Annotated in this window: 16 protein-coding genes; 6 read left to right on the top strand and 10 right to left on the bottom strand. The window is 45.3% G+C overall.

Going from position 1 to position 21,861, the window contains the following annotated elements:
* Window positions 1-52: 52 nt before the first annotated feature.
* The 3 genes from HQN88_RS12135 to HQN88_RS12125 all read right to left on the bottom strand — a co-directional run bounded on the left by HQN88_RS12135 (window position 53) and on the right by HQN88_RS12125 (window position 5,356).
* Window positions 53-1,225, bottom strand: a complete 1,173-nt coding sequence (locus HQN88_RS12135; RefSeq protein ID WP_338118525.1) for an ROK family transcriptional regulator — start codon at window positions 1,223-1,225, stop codon at window positions 53-55.
* Between the two features lie 253 nt (window positions 1,226-1,478).
* Window positions 1,479-2,297 carry an AraC family transcriptional regulator gene (locus HQN88_RS12130; RefSeq protein WP_173111523.1) on the bottom strand — a complete coding sequence of 273 codons (819 nt, stop codon included), beginning with the start codon at window positions 2,295-2,297 and terminating at the stop codon, window positions 1,479-1,481.
* Window positions 2,298-2,578: 281 nt separating this feature from the next.
* Window positions 2,579-5,356 (bottom strand): endo-1,4-beta-xylanase, encoded by a 2,778-nt coding sequence (locus tag HQN88_RS12125; protein WP_173111520.1) that lies wholly within the window; start codon window positions 5,354-5,356, stop codon window positions 2,579-2,581.
* 1,239 nt (window positions 5,357-6,595) lie between these two features.
* On the opposite strand from HQN88_RS12125, the gene HQN88_RS12120 reads away from it, so the two are divergent.
* The 3 genes from HQN88_RS12120 to HQN88_RS12110 are packed head-to-tail and all read left to right on the top strand — an operon-like array spanning window position 6,596 to window position 9,422.
* A complete protein-coding gene (locus tag HQN88_RS12120; protein WP_173111517.1) occupies window positions 6,596-7,645 on the top strand; it encodes a GntR family transcriptional regulator in 1,050 nt (349 codons plus the stop codon).
* Window positions 7,638-9,116 carry an alpha-N-arabinofuranosidase gene (locus HQN88_RS12115; RefSeq protein WP_173111514.1) on the top strand — a complete coding sequence of 493 codons (1,479 nt, stop codon included), beginning with the start codon at window positions 7,638-7,640 and terminating at the stop codon, window positions 9,114-9,116. Before HQN88_RS12120 ends, HQN88_RS12115 begins: the two co-directional genes overlap by 8 nt.
* Before the next feature lie 12 nt (window positions 9,117-9,128).
* Window positions 9,129-9,422 (top strand): DUF6171 family protein, encoded by a 294-nt coding sequence (locus HQN88_RS12110; RefSeq protein ID WP_173111511.1) that lies wholly within the window; start codon window positions 9,129-9,131, stop codon window positions 9,420-9,422.
* A 66-nt stretch (window positions 9,423-9,488) separates the two neighbouring features.
* Here HQN88_RS12110 and HQN88_RS12105 read toward each other — a convergent pair whose 3' ends face one another.
* Window positions 9,489-10,337: a phytanoyl-CoA dioxygenase family protein gene (locus HQN88_RS12105; protein WP_173111508.1), complete on the bottom strand. Its 849-nt coding sequence runs from the start codon at window positions 10,335-10,337 to the stop codon at window positions 9,489-9,491.
* A gap of 194 nt (window positions 10,338-10,531) precedes the next feature.
* Between HQN88_RS12105 and HQN88_RS12100 the strand changes: the two genes are divergently transcribed.
* Entirely contained in the window at window positions 10,532-11,410 is an 879-nt protein-coding gene (locus HQN88_RS12100) for an AraC family transcriptional regulator (protein WP_173111505.1), read from the top strand.
* Between the two features lie 64 nt (window positions 11,411-11,474).
* On the opposite strand, the gene HQN88_RS12095 is transcribed toward HQN88_RS12100, so the two are convergent.
* From HQN88_RS12095 to HQN88_RS12080, 4 genes are all read right to left on the bottom strand, one after another.
* Window positions 11,475-12,557: a Gfo/Idh/MocA family protein gene (locus HQN88_RS12095; protein WP_173111502.1), complete on the bottom strand. Its 1,083-nt coding sequence runs from the start codon at window positions 12,555-12,557 to the stop codon at window positions 11,475-11,477.
* Between the two features lie 495 nt (window positions 12,558-13,052).
* Window positions 13,053-13,769 carry a response regulator transcription factor gene (locus tag HQN88_RS12090; RefSeq protein WP_056624013.1) on the bottom strand — a complete coding sequence of 239 codons (717 nt, stop codon included), beginning with the start codon at window positions 13,767-13,769 and terminating at the stop codon, window positions 13,053-13,055.
* Window positions 13,770-13,889: 120 nt separating this feature from the next.
* Complete coding sequence (gene pnpS, locus HQN88_RS12085) at window positions 13,890-15,686, bottom strand: two-component system histidine kinase PnpS (RefSeq protein WP_173111499.1); 1,797 nt, start codon at window positions 15,684-15,686, stop codon at window positions 13,890-13,892.
* Window positions 15,687-15,820: 134 nt separating this feature from the next.
* Window positions 15,821-17,371 carry a fumarate hydratase gene (locus HQN88_RS12080; protein ID WP_173111496.1) on the bottom strand — a complete coding sequence of 517 codons (1,551 nt, stop codon included), beginning with the start codon at window positions 17,369-17,371 and terminating at the stop codon, window positions 15,821-15,823.
* 117 nt (window positions 17,372-17,488) lie between these two features.
* On the opposite strand from HQN88_RS12080, the gene HQN88_RS12075 reads away from it, so the two are divergent.
* Together HQN88_RS12075 and yfbR are read left to right on the top strand one after the other, a co-directional pair.
* Window positions 17,489-18,634, top strand: coding sequence for a polysaccharide deacetylase family protein (locus HQN88_RS12075; protein ID WP_173111493.1), 1,146 nt, complete (start codon window positions 17,489-17,491; stop codon window positions 18,632-18,634).
* A gap of 583 nt (window positions 18,635-19,217) precedes the next feature.
* Window positions 19,218-19,814, top strand: a complete 597-nt coding sequence (gene yfbR, locus HQN88_RS12070) for a 5'-deoxynucleotidase (RefSeq protein ID WP_173111490.1) — start codon at window positions 19,218-19,220, stop codon at window positions 19,812-19,814.
* A gap of 372 nt (window positions 19,815-20,186) precedes the next feature.
* On the opposite strand, the gene HQN88_RS12065 is transcribed toward yfbR, so the two are convergent.
* Window positions 20,187-20,627: a hypothetical protein gene (locus HQN88_RS12065; protein ID WP_173111487.1), complete on the bottom strand. Its 441-nt coding sequence runs from the start codon at window positions 20,625-20,627 to the stop codon at window positions 20,187-20,189.
* Window positions 20,628-20,889: 262 nt separating this feature from the next.
* Window positions 20,890-21,831 carry a malate dehydrogenase gene (gene mdh / locus HQN88_RS12060; protein WP_173111483.1) on the bottom strand — a complete coding sequence of 314 codons (942 nt, stop codon included), beginning with the start codon at window positions 21,829-21,831 and terminating at the stop codon, window positions 20,890-20,892.
* Between the last annotated feature and the right edge of the window lie 30 nt (window positions 21,832-21,861).

Below are 21,861 nucleotides of genomic sequence, written 5' to 3'. Positions count from 1 at the left end.
AAAACAAAAAAACACACCTCTTTGATGTAAAGGGTGTGTTTCTTCGCATTATTTAAAGATAAGTGTCAACCTGGTTGTCAGTAGCCTGTGTAATGATTTGATCGATCGTCATAAATGCACCGCCAATGAGTCCAGCCATATTTCCAAGTGAAGATTTATTAATAATTAAATTCCGGGTAGCAAGTGGCAGTGATCTTTGGTAAACACTTTGTCGTATTGCTGCAAGGAATATGTCCCCGAACTCAGCAATCCTCCCTCCAATCACGATCAGATCGGGATTGGCAAAATTAACAATGGATGCTATGACCTTTCCGATTAAGGCACCACTTTCACGAACCAACTCTACACAAGATGAATCGAGTTGAAGAAGTCCTGCACCTATATCCTCAATTGACAGTTCTCCGCGGCTATTAAGAATATCCAACAAATAACCACTATTATTGAAGAGCGCCCGCTCTTTTCCTTTTGAAATGAGGGCTTTGCCACCTGCCGAAGCCTCCAGGCAACCTTTATTTCCACACCAACATACGACATCCGATCCGATATCAAAATGACCAATATCTCCTGCACTTCCAGTGGATCCTCTGTACAACACACCATCATAAATAATTCCAGAGCCAATACCGCTCCCGATTTTAATAAAAATGACATTGTTGACTTCAAACTTTAAGCCTTTGGCATGTTCACCTAGCGCCATAATATTCACATCGTTATCAACATAACAAGGACAATCAAAATACTTTGCCCAGAATTCCCTGATAGGATACTGGTCCCACCCCGGCATAATTGGAGGAGAAATCGGTAAACCCATTGAAAAATCTACGGGTCCGGGAATGCCAATTCCGATGCCTTTAATTGAAGCTTTATCGATATCATTATCTAAAAGCATCTGTTCAACATGCTTATGAATTCGCGTCAATACGATATCGGGTCCATCCGTAATTTCAATATCAGAGCTAGTTAGACACAGTACTTCACAATTAAAGTTAGTGAGGGCTATGTGAACAAGCGTAGTTTCCAGTTCAATCGATACAATTAAGCCAAAGTCTTTATTCAAAGCATATTCTTTGGGCTTCCTGCCACCTGACGAAACCCCAATCCTTGACATCTCTATCAGATTTTCTTTGAGTAATCGTTCCACATGTACAGAAATGGCGGACAACGATACGCCAAGTTCCTCCGCTATTTCAACTTTTGACAGCGGGGACTTTGCCCTCCTAATCATCTGAAGTACACTCGCCGTCATGGCGTGCATGATCTATTCACCACTTTCGTTGCTTGTCCATATTGTGCAATAAATAATAATTCTAACGTTTCCTTATCTCTTTATCAAGGAATACGGTATAAAATATTTCTCCATCTTTACTAAAAGAACGATTTTCTACATCTATATGCCAATTCAATCGAACAAGCAAATATGTATAAAAAAAGGACCTACCGCAACATCTACGGTAAAGTCCGAAATCAAATTTCAAAAATCAGCTTGAGGTTACAAATTCCTGCCGATCTGATTTACTATTTTCTATTAAGATTCTAGAGGGTGGAAACCCTTTTATTTTTTTAAATAGTTTACTGAAATAATAAATGTCTTCAAAACCGCATTTATAAGCAGCTTCTTGAACGGTAAACTCACCGCTAAGGAGAATATTCTCAGCATCATTAATTTTCATTCTATTAATATACTCTTTAACAGATACACCCATGTATTTTTTAAAAAGCGTCCCAAAATATGCTGTAGTCAAACCAGCAATGGATGCTAGCTCTTCTACTTCTATTTGATTCTGCAAGTTACTTAAAATATATCTAATAGATCTCTGGATTCGTTTATCTATATTTACATGGTTCTCTTTATAATACAAACACCTGAAATAATAATGAAGGATCATAAGAAGCAAAGCACGGGCTTTCAATTCATGACCTTTATTTTTCTTTAGCCATTCAAATGTCAATTCATTGTACATGGAATGTAATTCTTCTGGCTCACCAATATGCGAAATTAATGGAAACGGTAGATTTACATCCTTGCCTTCCAAATCATAGATATGGATATTCAGTGCATAACTCGTCATTAGATTTGCGGCGTCAGTAATTGCGCTTCGGCGGCTGCCTTTAGGGATACATAGGAGATCTCCTTGATTGACTTCATACACAGTACCATTAATAGAGTAGTGAGCCCTTCCCTTGAAAATATAAGTTAGATCAATAAAATCTGTTGTTGCATCTTCAATAATCCAAGTGGGTGTGGAGTGTCTATTGATGAATAATTCAATTTGAGGATTAATTTCAACATATTCCATAGAAATTATCCTTTCTAATTATAAAATTTTACAAATAACCCAATACCTACTCATTGCAAATATTATAATATGATATATTCATACATTCAAGGAACTCTCCAACATATAGCGTGAGTCCCGTCCTTTTTTATCCATAAAAAATCCCCTCCAAGTTTCACTCGTTCCTTATGGTACCATAAGGTTTTTTTCTGAGTATCTACTTAAAGGGGATATTACCATCATTGCGGCAGTTTTTTTGTAATTGGGTTTGCTATTTTACGGATAGGGTATAACTATCGAAATTAATTGATGCTAGTTGCGACATATGCAAGATCCCGGATATCAATTTTGTTATCGTCGTTCATATCAGCAACCTTAGCTTTTGCCCAATCTGCGCTGGTCGAGTTCTTGCCATAGTGAGAAGCTACAATCGCGAGGTCACCTACGTTGTTGTCTCCATCTCCGTTTAGGTCTGCAGACTTATTAGCTGTTGCTTTAAAGGTATCAATGGAAGTTTTGAGTGCTGCGAGGGCACTGTCCACTTGAGCTTGAGTTGCGCTTGCATTGTCTCTTACGGCAATTGCGGTGTTAATTGCTTCTAGGAGTGCGTCTTTAGCCGCTCGCGGATATTCGCCAGGTTGAGTACCTACTATAGCTGCATTGTACAGGGTTTGTGCACTCGTAATTGCCGCATTCAAAGCAGTTTTATCCAGTTGAATAGCACCAACGGATATCGTCTTGCTGCTCAGTGCCGCAGTGGTTACGGTTCCATCAGGACCGCCAATCTTCGCTTGAGAGACTGCAATGGTTCCAGTTGCATTCTGAACACCGGACTTTACCTTAAAAGTTATATTCAAAACGGGTGTGCTGGTTCCAGCTACCCCTCCGATATTAACGGAAATGATTCTCACTTTTCCAGGGGTAGCATTATCTTCTCTCAGAACCTGAATGCTACTGGTTGCACCTGCTGTACTGACATAATCGAATAAGCTGGAATCATAGCTTAGCGTGATATCCTGTGCGTACACGCTTTGTGTCACGCTATCTAGGCTAACAACTGTTGTGAAAGTAGTTCCAGGTGTAACATTGTCGTTAGCTGCGATTGTTGCTGCAAGCGATTTGGCTTCTCCATTACCGGGTGTATAAATTCCAAGATCGCCAAGGTCGATTGCATAACTGTTCTTGAGTTTCTCGTATTCGCCTGCAAAGAAATCATCCAGATATGAATGTCCAAGTATGAATCTGTCCGGATTCACGGCGCCATAGTAGCCGGCATTGGCATTGCTCTGACTGTCAAACAACACATAACTTCCCTGCCATCCCGAACCAGCTACGCCCCAGCTGATGATGTGATCGGTGTAAGGCGCGAACTTCTTGAACAGTTTGTACATCAATGCGTACTGATAACCAAGGGCATCAGACTGTCTGACATTGAGCACTGCGGGAGCAACCCCGCCACCGCCTGGGGTGGTAGTCGGCATCTTAAGGTCAAGTTCCGAGTATGCAATACCGGAGAGAAGGCCTTCGTCAATAAGAGAAGCATAGAGAGCCATGGCATATTGGTTATCGCTTGCAAGGGATTTTCCAATCGAATCGTGTCCCTGAATACCGATGTCTTCAATTAGGGGTCTTCCGTCATATAGCGGATCAGAGAGCCATGCGGTGTTCAGTGCGCGAACCATGTTGTATACAGTCCTCGCTTTGGTGCGATTAGAAATGTCGTAATCGTTATATGTCAATTTCGGAGGATCGTTAACGATATACGCGTCAATGCTGCCAACGTTGTCGTGTCCGTCGAGCTTCATGTACTCTGGAAGATTAGCGTAATTGGCTTTGTAAGCCGCCGCTATCTTGGCGTTGGGGGCCGCGATGTGCGCGTTTTTGAAGAGCAAGTAAATGTAATGCTCGGAGATGTCGCCGCCAATTAGATCATCCGACATGGCAGAAAGCCAGTTGGTGTTTTTAAGTGTCTGTCTCCAACTGTTCGGATCTGCGGGAATGGTTTCGCTGTGGCGGCTTTCGTGGACCTCTTCGTTGAGTACGTCCCATGAATTGAATGGGATTACTCCGCGAGATACACTCGAGCCATACTTCGTATCTGTGGTCAGGAAGTGCCGCATCACATACATTGTGTGGTTAAACTGTACTCTTCTGGCCATTTCTTTGTCTACCTTAACCGTGGTTGTAACGCCGTTGCCCAATCCGTAGTAATTGGTTGTTCCATTATATCCCAAGGGAAGGGTAGCTGGAATCATCTGTCTCATCCATGCAGGGGCCTGGTTGTACCATGCCAAAACGTGGGCGTGAGACTTATACTGTCCGGGAGTTCCGGAATCCCTGATCGCTTGATAAGAGCTGGTCGGGAAACTGTATTCACCTATACCAGGGGTGGTAGTTGCGCCGCTCAAAGCCTCGCTAGTAACGCTTTTCAACCAGCTCGGACCGCGGGGATGCGTTCCCTCGGCCTTGAGATTGTTGCCGTCGACAAAGATTTCATAGTGATTGGCTCTAGTTCCGGTTACTGCTCCGGTTCCGATCGTACCGACCATGAACGTGTCATTTTGCTTGTTGTAAACATTCTTTAAAGGAGTTACAACACTCTGGTTTTCCTTGTTGACAACGTTAGGAAGCGCAACGCCGTTAGGGTCCGGTGCGGTTATTTTGATGTTGGCGACAAGAAGCATGCCGGTTTCTGCGGGACGGCCGTTCTCGCCATGGAGCTCAAGAATGAAGTTCGAGGAAGTGCCAGTTGTGGCGGTAATGCTGGTGTGCTTCATCAACCAGGTTTCACCGTTATAGCTGCCAATCCAGTCGGGATTAAGGTTGTTGTACTCGTATTCCCTAAGGTAGGTATCGATGTCAGAACCGGCATTTCTGATTCTCCACCTCATGAATTTTCCCTGCGCGCTCTTAGGATAGTACACATCAAACTCAATATTTGAGCCTGCGGGAACATCTACACTCGGGGACAACGGAGATTGAAGGGTCATACCTCCGAAGTTAGTTTTTCCGTTATGGACGTAATTAATCTGGAGCACATCAGCTTTGACTTGGGAATCTGCGAAAGGATACGGAATCATTTTGTATGTACCACCAGCAAAGTCGGCAGGGACACGGTTGTCAAGCGGGGTTCTTGAGGTCCAAACATTGGTTGGTGCTGTAATTTTTATAGGAATTTTACCAGCACCCGGATCAAGACGGAAATAAGGATCTGAACTGTCCGCTTTGATCTTTCTTGTGAAACTTACTATAGCGTTTTCAAGACTGGCTATGGCTTCGCCAGCGGGAGTGAGCGCATTGCGTGCGAACTCAAGCGCGTTATCAAGATCTTTGAGTTCGTCGGCGTACACCCAGGGGAAAGCTTTGTTCACATCGGATCCGTCGTTAGTGTGGGTAATCTGGAGCGGAAATTCCACGTTGCCGGCTTTTAAAGCTTCGGCTTGTGCAATGAGGTCGTTCAGTTCATATGTCAGTTCATCTCCGGCCGCAGTAGCCGGGACGGGGGCAAACGCGAATAAGGAGAAAAGCATGATGACTACGAGGATGCGGGAGACGTTGATTAAGGGTTTTTCACGGTTCATCTTCGTTTTACTCCTTTTCTTAAGGCAACCTCTAAAATCTCGTTTTAGCGCAGCCCAATATTAAATTTTTTTACAATTTTACTGATAAAATGTTTGTTTTAAGATTTTGATTTTTTTTATGAATTGACCATCAAATATGCCTCTGTTTCTTCCTAAGTACTTGTCCCTTGAGTTACGTCGCACGTGGCTTGACAATCAATATAAACACCTCCCTCTAATGTTGGTTGGCAGATTTTTACCTCAACAGTTGAGTGCAGCTCAGCTGTTTGTCACCGACGGTGTAGACTACTATCTTCTATTCTCTGCCACTCTGTATTGACTTTTGTTAATATGATATACAAACCTTATATTTAACTCCATGGATGGATAATAGATCATTTGTATTTTTTTCGAAAGCGGTTACAAATTAGATCCTGGTTCATGATTTCTGTTGGCCCTACTTTCAACAAGCCCCCTTTTCGCTTGGTCATGCTCTGTACAACGCCCAACTCCTTCGGGAATGTTAAGGAATCATGGAGAATGATAAGCATCAATGGTCCAATGAAATGAAGACGTTACCACAGGAGAGCTGGAGCTTGGTTCGTGCCGATCGAGAGTCCAGTACTTCATCAACAGAAGATTAACAAACAACCACCACACCACAAAAAAAAAACTCTAGACTCCCCCACACCCCACGTGGTATCTTATTGGTATTATATAGTTTCACAATGGTATTACCCAGAATGGTGGTTTGGTCCCATGGAGAAATCTCCACTTATCAAAGAAAGACTTATCGAACAACTTCGTGTACAAATTCGCTCCTTGCAAAAAGATCAACTCGTCAAAATTCCATCTGAACGGAATTTAGCCGAAAGCTTCGAAGCAAGCCGCGTAAGTGTGCGCGCAGCAATCAAGACCTTGGTCCAAGAAGGCCTTCTCGTGCAATTAATAGGCAAAGGAACTTACATCGTTCCGGCTGTTCTCTTGGATACGTTATATGTCATTTGCTCATCCGATATCAAAGGAAATGACCCCTACTACACGAATTTCCTCGTGGAAATTACGAATTTGGCTGCTAAGCAAGCCATCAAGATTTCCATGGTACACCCTGATCTGCCACGCGAAGCTGTACCTACGAGTCCGCTCATTCTCATCGGGCAGATGGATGACGACCAATTAGATCGGCTCAAGACGTCGGCTGGCCAGCTTTTCTCTATTCAGCGCTATGCCCATCGTGAGGATATCATCCAAATTTATTTCGATGATTATCGGATTGGCAGCAAAGCGGCCAAAACATTATACGATGCAGGACATCGCTCGTTTACCCTGCTGGCAGGACCAGATAAGTACGATTCCTCTCGGCTTCGTAAGCAAGGCTTCCTTGCCTTTTGCCAGTCGAAAGACGCGCATGTCCAAGTCATTACCGAGAAAATGAACTGGGAAGGCGGCCGCCGAGCTGCCGAGCTCTTGCTTACAACCGAGCTGCCGAATGCGATTTTCGCCGTGAATGATTGGATGGCTGCCGGTTGCATGCAGGGCCTTCGAGAGAATGGCCGCGCCATTCCGGACGATGTATCCATCATTGGGTGTGATGATATTCCCCTGGCTGCTCAAATATCACCAAGACTGACGACATTTAGCTTGGATGCCAAGCATCTCGTCGAGGAACTGCTTTCAGCTATTCACCGCTACCATGCGCAAACGTCTGTTACACAGGAACAAATCATACTTTCGGCTGCAATGATCAGTCGGGAGTCGGTTTCCAATATCAATTTGAAACACGAAGGAGTAGATACCTTTCATGGCTAAGCTGACGATTCACGCGGATTCACCGCTGCAAACGATTAATCGAAATATTTACGGTCATTTCTCTGAGCATCTAGGACGCTGTATCTATGAGGGTATCTGGGTTGGACTCGACTCTCCCATTCCGAATACGGAAGGTATGCGGAACGATGTGCTTGACGCGCTAAAAAAACTGCAAATACCCGTTCTTCGTTGGCCAGGCGGCTGCTTTGCTGATGAGTACCATTGGAAAGATGGTGTCGGCCCAGCCGAGAAGCGCAAACGTATGATCAATACGCACTGGGGCGGTGTCCTGGAAAATAACCATTTCGGCACGCACGAGTTCCTCCGTTTATGCGAATTGATTGGCGCTGAGCCTTATATTAGCGGTAATGTTGGAAGCGGTACCGTGGCGGAAATGTCGGAGTGGGTCGAATATATGACCTTTGACGGTGAGTCCCCAATGGCGAACTGGCGTCAAGAAAATGGCCGTGAGAAGCCATGGAAACTCACTTATTTTGGCGTAGGGAACGAGAATTGGGGTTGCGGTGGGGATATGCGTCCGGAATACTACGCTGATTTGTATCGTAGATACGCTTGCTATGTAAGGAACTACGGAGATAATAAAATTTTCAAAATCGCTTGTGGCGCCAATAGTGCTGATTACAACTGGACCGAAGTTCTGATGCGTGAAGCGACGAAATACATGGATGGCATCTCCCTTCATTACTATACCCTCCCTACGGGAGTCTGGAAGGATAAAGGATCCGCAACCGATTTTAATGAGCAAGAATGGTTCAGTACCTTAGAGAAAACGTTATACATGGATGAACTTATTACCCGTCATTCGGCCATTATGAACACCTATGATCCTGACAAAAGAGTCGCCTTAATCGTAGATGAATGGGGCACTTGGTACAATGTAGAGCCTGGTACGAATCCTGGCTTTCTCTATCAGCAGAATACGATTCGCGATGCCCTCGTCGCTGGCATTAATTTAAACCTTTTCCATCACCACAGTGATCGTGTACGCATGGCCAATATTGCGCAAGTCGTCAATGTCTTGCAATCGGTCATCCTTACAGAGGGTGCAGATATGCTGCTTACACCGACTTATCATGTGTTCGATATGTATAAGGTGCATCAAGATGCGAGCTATATTGCTACAGATGCGGTGAGCGCTTCCTATGAAATGGATGGTAAAAAAATCGACCAATTAAGTGCTTCTGCTTCATTAAATGCAGACAACCAACTACATATTTCCCTTTGTAATTTGCACCATGCTGAATTGCTTGAAGTCGAGTGCGACATCAAGGGACATTTGGGTAGAACCATCTCCGGTTTGGTTATCACCTCGGATTCGATGGATGCCCACAATACGTTCGAGGAACCCCATGCAGTGAACTCACAACCTTTTACGGATTATCGGGTCGAAAATGACGTACTGCTCGTTACCCTTCCTGCCCGCTCCGTGGTCACACTTTGTCTACAGTAGGAGATCTGTGAAATGGATATCTCAGTCTCAGCTAGAACAAGTTCAAATGTTGGTTCGGATTGTAAAGGGTGTTCGACCTCTGTTCACGTGACACCGGAAGAAATCGCCAAGCTTTTCGGTGAAACATTACGTGTGCGTAACCTAAAGCTGACTACGGAGGCCGAATATGATCGCCGCATCGCGGTCTGCACGAGCTGCAGCGATTATCAATACGGCACAACTTGCCGTCACTGCGGCTGCTTAATGGGCATTAAAGCCAAACTTAGCAGCGCACGCTGCCCTTCCCCTCATGGAAGTCAGTGGTAGCCCGCCACCACACACAAACTAAAAAGATCGCTTCCTCACTTCTATAGTGGGCAAGCGATCTTTTTATTATTTACGATTATATAACAAGGGATTCAGCTCAGAAGCCGCTAACTCCCCCGGCTGCAAGCCAGGAAACCATCTTTTCAAATCACTTTCACGCGCTTTACTATCTGGTTCAGCAATTCGCAAGCCATCCGCATAATAAATAACCGTCATGACTTTACGCATCGTATCTGTCGGATTGCCTGGCGCACTGTGCAGCGTCCATCCAGCATGAAACGTAGCATCCCCGGCTGCCATCGCACCATGAGACTTTGTCTCAAAGCCCTTCCCCTCAATGTAACCTGCCAACGTACGATGAGATTCATCGGAAATAACCATCTTATTGATATAACCCATGAGATGGGATTGTGATGCAAAAGTCATCGAACCCACCGCTTCAGAAATGGGTACAAGCGGCATCCACATCGTAATCGTCTTATCGGTATCCAGCGGCCAATAAATTTGATCTTGATGCCAAGGCGTATGACCGCCATGCGGTTCCTTATACAATGCCTGATCATGATACATGCGAACACCGTCAACGCCCATTAAGTCAGCGGCAATTTTGGCAAAACGTTTTGCAAAAACGAAGCGTCGAATTGCCTCACTTTGTTCCCATAAATTCGAAATTTGGATAAAGGCCTTCCCATACGTATCACGTTGATCTAATGGTTTGTCTTGACGATTCAACGTTTTCACAAGATCCGATATGATTGGCTCATATACATGAATCTCGGATTCAGTCGCTACACCTCGTAGAGCAATATGACCATCACGTTGATAGCTTTCTTGCTGCTCTTTCGAAAGTGTATAACACTCCTCTACTAGCGGCAACTCATTGACATTGATTGGATCAGCTTCAAGATTACTCATGCGCTATGCACCTCAATTTGTCTATTTATAGCTTTATTATACGATCCAGATGCCTTATAATCTTTGTCAAACAAGGTTATTGATTTGTCAAAAACAACTGGATTTTAGTTATCCTCCTGCACTAGAATAAGAGTAATGTACAAGCAACATATGTCCGAAATAGACTTGCACTAAATAGGAAGAGAGGCTACTCCATGCAGCAACAATTACTGGATTCTCCCCCCATTGTCCCTTACATCAGAGAATGTGATTTTGCTGTTCGCAAACCATGGAACTATCCAGAGCGAAGACTCCTTGACTATTTATTGGTTTACATCCAAGAGGGTACTTGCTGTTTCTGGGTCGATGATCAGAAGTATATGTTCTATCCAGGCCAATTCTGCCTCGTCCAACCTGGCAGTCTGCTATCCTTAGAGGGACTAACGAACACGATCACACCTTTTCTTCATTTTGATATCGCCTATAATCCCGAACGAGAAAACAGTTTTCCCACGCGACCAGGGCAAATTGATCTATCTGCCTACAGGCATCTGATGCAGCCAACCCTTCAAGACCTGTTCAAAATTCGAGTTCCCGTACACGTCCAGCCGAAGGATCCTATTCTTATCAAGGAAAAACTGCTGCAAACCATTGAGCTTGTCCATGTGCCTAATCCACTTACCCAACTGAGAACACAGCAGTTATTGCTAGAAATCATCCTGTCTATTGTGGAGTCCTATCAACGCGAGGCACCTTCACCAGCTCCAACCCTAAACTGGATTACCTCCTATTTCTCGCATCATTTAAGTGATCCCATCACAGTCCAGGACATGGCGGGACGCGCTAATCTATCCATTTCTAGGTTCAGTTTCCTCTTCAAGCAACGTTACGGCACTTCACCGCATCAATACTTATTGCAGATGCGCATTCATCATGCGAAGGAATTGCTTACGAATACAGAGCTCAGTCTCCAGTCCATCTCCGATTATTGTGGGTTTGCAGATTTGCATCATTTTTCTAAAATATTCAAACAACGCACAGGCACTACACCCGGCGAGCATCGAAAATCAACAAAAAATCCCTCCAACCGATAAGTCCATCGGAAGAAGGGATTTTTCATGTCATTAACTATTTCCCAGGAAATAGGATGTTATCAGACTAGTCGAAATATACAGCTTTACCTGTTTTCGCAGACTCATAAATGGCTTCCAAAATCTCAGATACCACACAAGCTTGCTCTGGTGTAACAACGGGATCGGTGTCGTTCTCTATCGCTTGAATCCATAATCTCATTTCCAGATCTGAGGCAACTTCTGCCTTTCCATCATAAAAAGCAACGCCGCCCGCCTGCAATTCCACTTCTGTCGTAAATAAACGACTGTGCTTCTCACCGTTGATGCGAAGGCCGCCTTTCATATCAGCGCCGCCTTCCGTTCCGGATAGGGTACATTTCGCTTCATCTACTTCAAGCGTATTTAGCGCCCAGCTCGATTCAAGAATAATCGTGGCACCATTTTTCATCGTAATCATACCAAAAGCGGAATCTTCCACGGTGAACTTAGCTGGATCCCAAGGTCCCCAAGCATTCGCCGCGTTCTCACGCTGGGACAGCTTGTGATACGAAGTTCCCAAAACAACCGCTGGCTCATAGTTGTTCATCATCCACAACGTCAAATCTAAAGCATGCGTACCGATATCGATCAACGGGCCTCCGCCTTGTTTCTCTTCATCGAGGAATACACCCCATGTAGGTACAGCGCGGCGACGAATCGCATGGGCCTTAGCGAAATAAATGTCACCAAGCTCACCTTCGGAACAAAGCTTATGTAAATGTTGGCTATCGCCACGGAAACGATTGTTATAACCAACTGTTAACTTTTTGCCAGTACGTTTAGCTGCTTCAACCATGCGTCTTGCGTCCACAGCAGTTTTCGCCATTGGCTTCTCAGACATAACATGCTTGCCAGCTTCCAAAGCAGCAATCGTAATTTCCGCATGGGAATCATTCGGCGTACACACATGAACGATATCGATGGAGCTATCTTTCAATACCTCACGGTAATCTTCATAAACACGAGCTTCTCCCTTGCCGAACTTCGCAGCAGCTTCCTGCGCTTTCTCCGAAACGATATCGCAGAACGCTACCATTTCTACATTGTCCAATTTGCTTAAACTAGGCATGTGCTTGCCATTGGCAATCCCTCCACACCCAATAATCGCGATCCGATACGTCGTTGACATGATGTTCCTCCTCTATTATGTTCCTGCAAATTCTTATAATGACAGTACTCGTATGTATACACTAATTATACCCAATACCGCCGTTAATAAAATTCCCGATTTTGCGAATATTGTATGCAATTGTGTTATCATGCTAATTAACAAACTGTCTCCCCAACCTTCCACAGCACTTAACTGGAAAAACTACAGCTATTTCAATTAAAAAGCCTCCAAAAATCAATTTAAATGGAAAACATGTAGGTAATTTTCGACTTTTTCTTCCATTGAGTATAATCGACTGACATTAGCTGTATGAAATCCATTTAATCTTCATTTCAGTCGAAATATCCAAGAATTAACTGTAGAAAACCCATCTATTTGTTTACATGTCCCCCCCAGCATCAGCGCCAACGCTACTGCCACTGCGACTGCAACTGCCAGCTACACCATTAACTATCCCATCCCCCATAAAACAGAAAAAAAGCACGGCCACTGACTAATCAGCATCCATGCTACTTACTTTTTAATCATCGTGGCTACAAGCTTGTACCCCACGCCTCGTATCGAGTCAATCTGTACCGATTGCTGATTCATTTCCAGCTTCTTGCGCAAAGAACTCACATGCACATCAACTGTACGCTGTCCCCCGATATAGTCGAAGCCCCAGACGATATTCATAAGATCATCTCGCGTCACTACCACACCTGGTCGCTGAACCAGATACAGCAGAACCTCAAACTCTTTCGGACGCAACGGAATCGACTCGCCATTTAGTACAACTTCATATTTTTCAGGATAGATACGAAGCTCACCAGCTTGAATCACTTTTTCATTCGATTTGGCTATATCCGCAGCCGCTTCATCCGATTGGGTACGCCGCAAGACAGCAGCCACACGCGCAAGCAACTCGGCCACCCCAAATGGCTTCGTGATATAATCATCTGCCCCATGCTTCAAGCCCTGTACGACTTCATCTTCTGCGTTACGAGCTGTCAGGATAATGACAGGTGTTCGATTTCCTTTTTGCCTGAGCTTAGCCAATACCTCAAATCCACTAAGCCCTGGTAGCATAATATCCAAAATGATCAAATCATACGACTGCTGAAGTGCCTCCTGCAGGCCATCTCCACCATGATCAATCACCTTCGTATCATAGGCTTCCTGCGAAAGATTATAAGATAACAACCGAGCCAATGTTGGCTCATCTTCAATTACTAGTATCTTTTGTGCCATGGGATCCCCCGCATTTACAGTTTATTAACATTGCACAACCCCAGTGTATCACACAAATGTAAAGGCATTGTAAAACCTTCGTCATCGCGGTGTAAATCCACTACTTATTATTGCCTTATTTTAATGAATCACAGGCAACTCAATAATAAATTTCGTGCCTACACCAACTTCGCTTTCAACGCGAATCGTTCCTTTATGCAATTCCACTAAATGCTTAACGATGGATAACCCTAGTCCTGTACCGCCTGAGCTTCGGGATCTCGCTTTATCTACCCGATAAAACCGTTCAAAAATACGCGGCAAATCCTTCTTCGGTATTCCCATCCCCGTATCCGAAACAATGATTCGCAGTCGCTCATAATCCCCGTCAGCGTTGGTCTCTAGGGGTTCTACACGAAGCCTGACTTTCCCGCCCTCTTGCGTATAAGCAATACCATTGGACAGTAAATTAATGATGATTTGTCGCAACCGATCCTCATCCGCTTCAATATACATATCATCTTCAACCGTCATACTGAGCTCAATGTGCTTCTTCTCGGCTTCTTTCCGCAATACGCTAAGCGATCTATCTACAAATTCAGGCAAATACACAGGAGAGAAATTCATCGGAATCCGCTTCGATTCAATCTTGGAAAGCTCCAGAATATCCCCAATTAAACGGTTTAACCGTTCACTCTCATCAAAAATGATTTGCAGAAACGACACCGCCGTTTCCTTATCATTCAACGCGCCTGCCAGCAGTGTCTCTGCAAAGCCCTTTACTGCAGCAATCGGCGTTTTCAGCTCATGGGAGACGTTCGCCACGAACTCACTGCGCATCCGCTCTAATCTGCGTACCGCTGTGATATCATGCAGGACAATAAGCACCCCTGACCATTCTTCATCCTCATGTGCAATAGGACTCAAATGAATATCCAGAATACGCTCGGCTGGATAATAGAACATCATCTCATCCGAAATTGGTTCCTGAAGCTCAATGCATTCTTGAATCATCTTAGTAAAATCATATTGTTGCTTCGCTTCATTATATTTCTTTCCTAATAATTCTTGGGATGAGAAGCCCAGAATCGCTTCAGCCGAAGGATTGAGCAGTATAATTCGCTCTTCGCGATCAATCATCATGATCCCGCTCATCATATTTTCCATGACGCCTTGCAGCCTACGTTCATTTTCTTGTATCCGCGCCATTTGCCCTTGCAAACTTTCGGACATGCGATTAATCGCTTGCCCAAGCTGACCCACCTCATCATTCCGATAAGCAGGGACACGAGATTCATAATTCAAATTTGTGATTTGCTGTGCAACCTTGGTCATTCGCTCAATCGGGCGTGTAATCCCTTTGGCAATGCGATAACTGACAATACCTGCAATAACAAAGAGGATCGCGAGTCCTGAAATAAGAAAATACCATAGACTGCGAATGGATTTATCCACTTGAGCTAAGCTCAATGAAATGCGTAAATACCCGATTGTTACCTTGGCTTCATTTTTAACTGGAATAGCGGCATACAACATGTTCTCCTTCAATGTGTCACTATACCGTGTCGTATAACCGATACCATCTTTAGCTGCAGCCTCGATTTCCGGCCTTGTCAAATGATTGTCCATCTGCTCTGGCATTTGATCAGAGTCACCTAGAACCTTGCCGTCCGCACGTACATAAGTCAATCGTTCGGTTGTCGCGTCTTTGAGCCGGTGGGCTTGCGCCGTATAATACGTATACAACTCAGCGTCCGTCCCTTTATAATCCCATACACCACTGGAAGCAATCACATGAAGCTCTCGCTCCATATTTTCTTGTAATGAATTCACATGCGAACTCTCGAGAACCTTTGCCATGAAAATGCCGGCAACCAACATCGAGCATCCAATTAATAAGATTAAAATCAGGGTTAGTTTTGCACGAAATTTGGTCATGGATGCATGAACCTCCAACAGGGTTGTGTGCCGATGTAGTCTATACCATATAGAAAAAGGGCTACTCTAAATAGTAACCCTAATTTCTATTGCTAATCCAGTATTTTTTTTGTAAAGGTAATCCCGAGGATCTTTTATTTAAATACTGGCTCTTTCAGAGCAGCCAATTTTTCTAAAGAGTTCTTTTCCACATCTGCATGCAGACTGTTTCCGTGCGAATCCATCGTCACAATCGCCGCGAAGCCTTCTGTCTCCAAATGCCACATCGCTTCAGGAATACCGAATTCCAGATAGTCAACGCCTTCAACCTTTTTGAAGCATTGTGCGTAGTACTGTGCAGCACCACCGATGGCATTCAAATACACACCGCCGTGATCTTTCAAAGCTGCCAACGTTTTGGGCCCCATGCCGCCTTTACCAATTACAGCGCGAATACCGAATTTTTTAATAATATCGCCTTGGTAAGGCTCCTCACGAATACTCGTTGTCGGTCCTGCCGCCTTCACGTGCCACTCACCTTCATCATCCTTGGCCATAACCGGACCGCAATGATAAATAGCTGCGCCGTTCAGATCGATTGGTGCATCGTGATCCATCAAATATTTGTGTAAGGCATCGCGTCCAGTGTGCATCGTTCCATTAATAACGACGACATCACCGACCTTCAAGCTGCGAATTTGCTCTTCCGAAATTGGCGTCGTCAATACGATCTCGCGACGTTCTTCTTGCGGCGTGTTTCTAGCTTCTTCCGCACTGGCTTCGAAAGCCTCTTGGAAGGAAACCTCAACACCTCTCGGATAAGACCAACCATTGATTTCGCCCGTTTCAGCATTAAGAATTACGCCTTGACGACGGAACGCCCAACAGTTATACGCCACAGATACGAAGAAACTAGCTGGCAAACGGTTCATCACGCCCACTTTACATCCCAGCAAAGTTACTTGTCCGCCAAAGCCCATCGTCCCAATCCCGAGCGTATTCGCGTGCTCCATCACGTACTCCTCGACCTTACGAAGGTCCGGATGTGGATTTACATCGTCAACATGACGGAACAATTGATGCTTCGCCAGCTCATAGCCGCTTGTCCGATCACCGCCGATGCCAACACCGATAAAGCCTGCGCTGCAACCTTGACCTTGTGCTTGATATACCGCGTGCATAACGCACTTGCGAATCCCGTCGAGGTCACGACCTGCTTTACCTACACCCTCCAGATCAGCTGGAAGGCTGTATTGAATATTTTTGTTTTCGCAGCCGCCGCCTTTGAGAATGAGCTTCACCTCTACATCGCCCTGTTCCCATTGCTCAAAATGAATCACTGGTGTTCCTGGTCCGAGGTTATCCCCGCTATTAGCACCCGTAAGCGAATCTACGGAATTCGTCCGAAGTTTAGAAGCTTTCGTTGCGTTCGCAACAGCTTCAAGAATATGTTTCTTCATTACAATTTGGTTTGCCCCAACTGGACAGTGTATAATAAACGTTGGCATTCCTGTATCCTGACAAATCGGGGACACATTCGTTTCCGCCATATGAATGTTATCGGCAATTCGAGAAAGTGATAACGCAGAACGCGTACCATTATCCTCTTTGATTTGCGCAGCTTGTACGGCACGACGAACATCACCGGGAAGATTCGTGGATGTTTCTACAATTAAATCATACACACTTTGATAAAAATGTTGCATAACGCTTTCTAGCTCCTCTCAATTACCCGCATAATCTTAAAGAATATCTACCATTATACCATACCTCATAGGAACAGTTCGACGGTTCTTGTGAGCAAAACAAGGAGATTCGCTGACATGTATAAAAGGATTGCAATTTCGATTCTTGTTAGCCTCTTGGGGCTTACGCTTTTGCTAACCCCCTTGCAGGCTGAACGTTCCGAGACCATTTACTATCAAGATCAGGTTGCCGTTCTGATGTATCATCACATCCATGACACAGATACAAGCTCAAGCACGATCACAAGTGCCCTGTTTCAGAATCAGCTAACAACCCTGCTCAGCAAAGGCTATCATTTTATTTCTTTAGATGAGTTTAAAATGTACTTGGCAGGCGCATCGGTTCCCTCCAACGCGGTGCTAGTCACTTTTGATGATGGGTATCAAAGCTTTTTTACAGGAGCATATCCGGTTCTCAAAAGCTTGCGCATACCCGCTGTCAACTTCGTCATCACGACAGATTTAGCAGATCCGTTAGCATCGTACATTCCGTCGATGTCCAAGGATCAGATTAGTGAAATGACGCATGCTACGAATTTCATCGACATCGGCTGCCACACAGACAACCTTCACCACAAGCTCCCAAGTGGAGAAGCCGCGCTTGTGGGCAAGCTTGACGGCGAGGATAGCGCTGCTTATCAGCAGCGCGTGTTCACAGATGCGGGGGCCTGCATCGGCAAGCTTGCTCCGCTGACGGATAAGCCGCTCGACGCGATGGCGTACCCATACGGCATCACGTCGCCTGCTGCGACGGAGCAAGTAAAGAAGGCGGGCATCCGCTACGCCTTCACGATCTCGCCCGAGATGGCGACGCGCAGCGCCGATCACATGCTGATCCCGCGGATCAACGCGGGCAGCCCGAACATCACACCGGAGCTGCTGCTGCGCTCGATCCAGCGCCGGGCCGAGGCGCAGCCGGGCAGCTCGCCGCTGCGCCTGGATGCGGCCGCTGCCGCCGCGCAGCTTGGCGGCAGCGCCAGTGCTGATGGCGGAGAGCTTCGCCTCCGCCTGGGTGATGCGGCATTCACCCTGGAGGTGAATGCCAAGTCCGCGACGCGCGGCGATGGCGCGCGCGTCCGGCTGCAGCAGCCCGTGCTGCGCGAGCACGGGCAGATCACGATCGCGCTTGACGATCTGCAAGCGCTGATCGGGCAGCCGCTCGTCTACACCCCAGCCACCGGTAAGGTGGCTGTACGGGTGGCGCCGAGCGTGAAGCAGCCCTAAACACAAATAGATGCTGTCACTTAAGTAGATTCTTCTACTTTAGGACAGCATTTTTATTTGTGTCATCTTTTAGCTTTTAAGACAGGTCTCAGAGGGAACGTAGGTACCTTATTGGGTTGAAACTGATTGAAACTAGCATGCGAGAGGAACGTAGGTGCTCTATTGGGTTGATTCTCGTAATTAATAGCGATATTCGGCCAAATAAGACACTATAGTTCCCCTTCAACTCGGCTTTCAGCTATTCAACCGCAAATAAGGAATCCTCGTTCCCCTCATATGAGATTTGTCGGAACAGTCCCTTCTATTCATTATCCAATCATCATCCCTACACTTCCCTTACAGATATAACCCATTCACTAGATACCGTTGTAAAAAGGGGTATAACATGACGATCGATGCTAGCGCAACACAACGATTACCTTTCACTTAGAAATTGGCATGTGCACCCTTCAGTTAGGAAGCTAATGGAAGGTCTCGCCCTCGAATTTGCCCTTTGATTTGTTGACTTCAAATAGACGAAATGATATACCTGTTAGGTACCATAAATTGCGGAATGTTTACGGTCCGTCTTCAGGAGGAACATATGAATCATCACTTTTTTGCCTACTTATATCGTCTCAAATATATCGACCGCTGGAGCCTCATGTGGAACATGCGCCGTGAGAATGTAGCTGAGCATTCCTTCTACGTAGCTTCGATTGCGCATATGCTGTGCACCATCTCCAACGAAGTCTATGGTGGGAATGTTCCGACCGACCGCGTCGTCTCTATCGCTTTGTTTCACGACGCTTCAGAAGTGCTAACGGGTGACATCCCGCAGCCCGTGAAACACAACAACGAGCAAATTCTGCGGAATTTCCGCGAGATCGAAGACGTCGCCGTAGAACGACTTATCGGCACAATACCACCTGCGCTTAGCAACATCTACCGCGGACTCATTCAAGATCCTGACCCTGAGCTCTACCGCTGGGTGAAGGCTGCTGATCTGATTGAAGCATATATCAAATGCTTAACCGAACTCTCAACCGGCAACCGTGAGTTTGTCGTTGCTAAGCAGCAAGTGCTCGATAGTTTGAAGAAGATGAACATGCCGGAAGTCGATTACTTCTTGGAGCATATGAGCGCCTCCTTCGAGAAAACATTAGATGAGATTACCTTGGATATCGCGGATCCGAACTAATCTCACCTTATTTCATTCCCATTCATCGTCCATCCTGTCATGGTTCCAATACGACGCTCCACATTCCGTCCCGAATCTGACTAACTGGAAAAACTACAGCTATTTCAGCCTTATTCACCTCAATTTTCAAAATAGATGGATTTCATGAAGCTAATTTAGGCTTTTTTCGCCAGTTAAGACGATTAGCCTGAGTTTAGCTGTACAAAATCCATCTATTCCAATAAACTCATCCAATTCAATACAATTAGCTGGATATAATCCACCTATTCACATTCAGTTCATACCCAGCAACTAGCTGGCCTGAAACTCCATCGAACCAACGCAAAAGAACCTCCTTTCCACTTGGAAAGGAGGTTCTCTACATCTCTATACCTATGCCAAAATCTGAGGATTTGTCATAATCACAATTGCCAGGATAACCGCGATAGCAGCGATCCAGCTGAATGTTTTAATTTTCGCAGCATCTCCTGCTGTACTTTTACCTGCTGCACTGTTCGCTCTCAATTTCTTGATGCGACCACCGATCATTCCTGTAACTGCCCCCACAATTACAAGTAAAATGATAGCGAGTGCCATCCATAAACCTGAGAAACTGCCTTCGCTGACCATTGCTCCTCCAGAGATGAAGGTAACGATCAAAGAAAACTGACCAATTCGATTGAGCGTGGACAATAATCCCATGAAGCTTTCTTGTCCTGCACCGGATAAGCTAGCAGCTCGTCCTACAATGAAAGGGAAAACAACATAAGATCCAAGCAATAAAGCACTAATTACGTGTAAAAAAAGCATAACATGTTGTACTGATTCGGGCATTGAGTCGACCTCCGCAATTTTAATTAGAATCGTTCTCTTTTAGTATACAGAATCGGAATGTGGGTAACAAGAAAGCGATGTCAAAATTCCTACAAATTCACCATATCTCCATAAAACTGTGACTAAATAAGTAGAAAACAACCCCTGATCTCCGCGAATAGTGGAACGTGGTTCCCTTTCACCAATATCAGTGTCCCCGACTAGACCCAAAACATAAAAAAACGACCAGCCCCTAAAACCTAGGAGACTGGCCATTCATTTATTAACCGGCGACTACTTTAATGACATTGCGTACGGATTCTGCTGTTTTGTCCAAAGCTGATCGCTCAGCTTCTGTCAATTCGATGTCCATAATTTTCTCGATGCCGTTAGCACCGAGAACCGTCAGAACACCCATGAACAGATTATTGTAGCCGTACTCACCTTCAAGTAGTGCGATTGTTGGAATGATTCGCTTTTTATCTTTCAAGATAGCTTCCGTCATTTGCACAAGGGAAGCCGCTGGTGCGTAGTATGCACTACCGTTACCAAGCAGGTTAACGATTTCGCCGCCGCCAGTACGTGTACGCTGAACGATGGCTTCGATGCGATCAGCTGATATCAGCTTCTCAATTGGTACGCCGCCAGCGTAAGTGTAACGTACGAGTGGTACCATGTCATCACCGTGCCCACCGATAACAACCCCTTTGACATCCTCAACGGATACGTTTAACTCTTGCGAGATGAACGTTAGATAACGGGCTGTATCAAGTACACCGGATTGACCGATAACGCGATTTTTCGGGAAACCAAGCGCCTGGTAAGCGACGTAAGTCATCGCATCAACAGGGTTACTCAAAATGATTACGATGGAATCAGGCGCAACTTCCTTCACGTTCTCACAAACGGATTTCACGATACCCGCATTTGTGTTAACAAGATCGTCGCGGCTCATCCCCGGTTTTCGAGCAATCCCTGCCGTGATGATAACAATGTCAGAACCCGCTGCATCCGCATAATTGGATGTACCTGTGATTTGAGCGTCAAAGCCTTGCACAGGACCTGCTTCAAGCATATCAAGTGCTTTCCCCTTTGTAGGGTTTTCTAATTGCGGAATATCGAGTAGAACAACGTCACCAAGTTCTTTTTGAGCTAGCATTAGAGCAGTAGTAGCACCTGTGAAACCCGCGCCAACAACGGTAATTTTATTACGACGAATAGCCATTTAAAATGTACCTCCTCATAATCTTTTGTC

The sequence above is a fragment of the Paenibacillus qinlingensis genome (assembly GCF_013204845.1).
Lineage (GTDB): Bacteria > Bacillota > Bacilli > Paenibacillales > NBRC-103111 > Paenibacillus_E > Paenibacillus_E qinlingensis.
This window is presented reverse-complemented; position numbering and strand designations above follow the sequence as displayed.

What these genes read in the sequence shown, in the direction of transcription:
- mdh (WP_173111483.1), bottom strand. Translation starts at nt 21,831, where the DNA reads ATGGCTATTCGTCGTAATAAAATTACCGTTGTTGGCGCGGGTTTCACA.
- HQN88_RS12105 (WP_173111508.1), bottom strand. Translation starts at nt 10,337, where the DNA reads ATGAGTAATCTTGAAGCTGATCCAATCAATGTCAATGAGTTGCCGCTA.
- HQN88_RS12125 (WP_173111520.1), bottom strand. Translation starts at nt 5,356, where the DNA reads ATGATTCCGTATCCTTTCGCAGATTCCCAAGTCAAAGCTGATGTGCTC.
- yfbR (WP_173111490.1), top strand. Translation starts at nt 19,218, where the DNA reads ATGAATCATCACTTTTTTGCCTACTTATATCGTCTCAAATATATCGAC.
- HQN88_RS12100 (WP_173111505.1), top strand. Translation starts at nt 10,532, where the DNA reads ATGCAGCAACAATTACTGGATTCTCCCCCCATTGTCCCTTACATCAGA.
- HQN88_RS12065 (WP_173111487.1), bottom strand. Translation starts at nt 20,627, where the DNA reads ATGCCCGAATCAGTACAACATGTTATGCTTTTTTTACACGTAATTAGT.
- HQN88_RS12075 (WP_173111493.1), top strand. Translation starts at nt 17,489, where the DNA reads ATGTATAAAAGGATTGCAATTTCGATTCTTGTTAGCCTCTTGGGGCTT.
- HQN88_RS12115 (WP_173111514.1), top strand. Translation starts at nt 7,638, where the DNA reads ATGGCTAAGCTGACGATTCACGCGGATTCACCGCTGCAAACGATTAAT.
- HQN88_RS12090 (WP_056624013.1), bottom strand. Translation starts at nt 13,769, where the DNA reads ATGGCACAAAAGATACTAGTAATTGAAGATGAGCCAACATTGGCTCGG.
- HQN88_RS12130 (WP_173111523.1), bottom strand. Translation starts at nt 2,297, where the DNA reads ATGGAATATGTTGAAATTAATCCTCAAATTGAATTATTCATCAATAGA.
- HQN88_RS12135 (WP_338118525.1), bottom strand. Translation starts at nt 1,225, where the DNA reads ATGATTAGGAGGGCAAAGTCCCCGCTGTCAAAAGTTGAAATAGCGGAG.
- HQN88_RS12080 (WP_173111496.1), bottom strand. Translation starts at nt 17,371, where the DNA reads ATGCAACATTTTTATCAAAGTGTGTATGATTTAATTGTAGAAACATCC.
- HQN88_RS12110 (WP_173111511.1), top strand. Translation starts at nt 9,129, where the DNA reads ATGGATATCTCAGTCTCAGCTAGAACAAGTTCAAATGTTGGTTCGGAT.
- HQN88_RS12095 (WP_173111502.1), bottom strand. Translation starts at nt 12,557, where the DNA reads ATGTCAACGACGTATCGGATCGCGATTATTGGGTGTGGAGGGATTGCC.
- pnpS (WP_173111499.1), bottom strand. Translation starts at nt 15,686, where the DNA reads ATGACCAAATTTCGTGCAAAACTAACCCTGATTTTAATCTTATTAATT.
- HQN88_RS12120 (WP_173111517.1), top strand. Translation starts at nt 6,596, where the DNA reads ATGGAGAAATCTCCACTTATCAAAGAAAGACTTATCGAACAACTTCGT.